Genomic DNA, 1,075 nt, shown 5'->3' on the forward strand with positions numbered 1-1,075 from the left:
AAAAATAACATTAGGCGTGCTAGTAAAGCGCAGGCTGTTTTTGATGGAATAGGCGGTTTTCCCATCGTCAGCAATAAAACCATACGGGAAACAAATGCCTGGGCCTTCAGGCACTTCATACAGGTCGCGAGTGCTGAAACGGCTAACCAGGTCTCTGAAATGGTCGGCAGAATGCTTGTTAGCCTTGTTCATTGCAAAAAAATACACTCGCCCTTCGCGATAGAGATAAGCATCAACTGGTGCTGTCTGTCCTCCAATAAAGTAGGCGTCAGGGATACCGAGATCGTGCTCAATGGGGACGGCTAAAGGAATGTTCTTCTCTACCGCCGCAATTTTTTCCAGCCGATCAGCCACCAAACTTTCAGGGTAGTCACCAGTTTCGAACTGTTTCAAAAGACGTTTATGACTCTCCAAATCCTTTTCCAACTGCTGCTGATAAAGCCTACCTGTCCCTTTCTGATAACTAACAGCACCTTCGAACTCGGAACGATCGACGATATCGCTTATATAGATCACCAGATCGTGATAGTCGTAGGCAGCAAGATCACCTTTTGCGGTTACTTTAGAAGTAAAGTTGTGTCCCCCGCCCGTAGAGATACGGAAAGTACGCTCAGCATCATAGGTAGCCCATTCGATCTCTTCGGGTACCTGAAAGGTCAGCCTGCCTAGACACTCCTGGCGGGACTCCTCTGCGAATGCCACGCTAGTGGCGAGACAGAGGGCACTGGCGAGAATAGGTTTGATCATGTTTGTGAACCAAACCACGCCCGCCCAAGGGATATATGGTGGTCCTCTTGTTGCTGACTGAAAACAGAGCTATTTATCAAGCGTCACCTGAATGGTTTTGCTCAAGGCTTTCCAGCGCGGCAAGACTTCTTCCGGTGGTGGGGTGAACTCAGTGAGGTCATCAACCCCTTTCTGGAAAGTGAATATCTGTACAGCCACCATCGGTCGTGTGCCGCCGCCAGTGTGTGCCAGGGCGAACCAGGCGCGTTCCTGCTCGCCCGAGTCTGGCTTGGGCTCTAGCTGCCAGCCCTCAAGCCCGGCTAGATGGCCACCGATATAGCTGGGCTCG

General features: G+C 51.0%; 1 protein-coding gene and 1 pseudogene. Both read right to left on the bottom strand.

Annotated features, from left to right (window positions below; translation table 11 throughout):
• Positions 1-747: hypothetical protein (locus K787_RS24505; protein WP_022964879.1), on the bottom strand; the 747-nt coding region annotated here is incomplete at its 3' end.
• A gap of 69 nt (positions 748-816) precedes the next feature.
• Positions 817-1,075 (bottom strand): annotated as a pseudogene (locus K787_RS25285) (T6SS immunity protein Tli4 family protein); the annotation flags it as partial.

It is taken from the genome of Halopseudomonas pelagia CL-AP6 (genome assembly GCF_000410875.1).
In the GTDB taxonomy this organism is placed as follows: Bacteria; Pseudomonadota; Gammaproteobacteria; order Pseudomonadales; family Pseudomonadaceae; genus Halopseudomonas; species Halopseudomonas pelagia.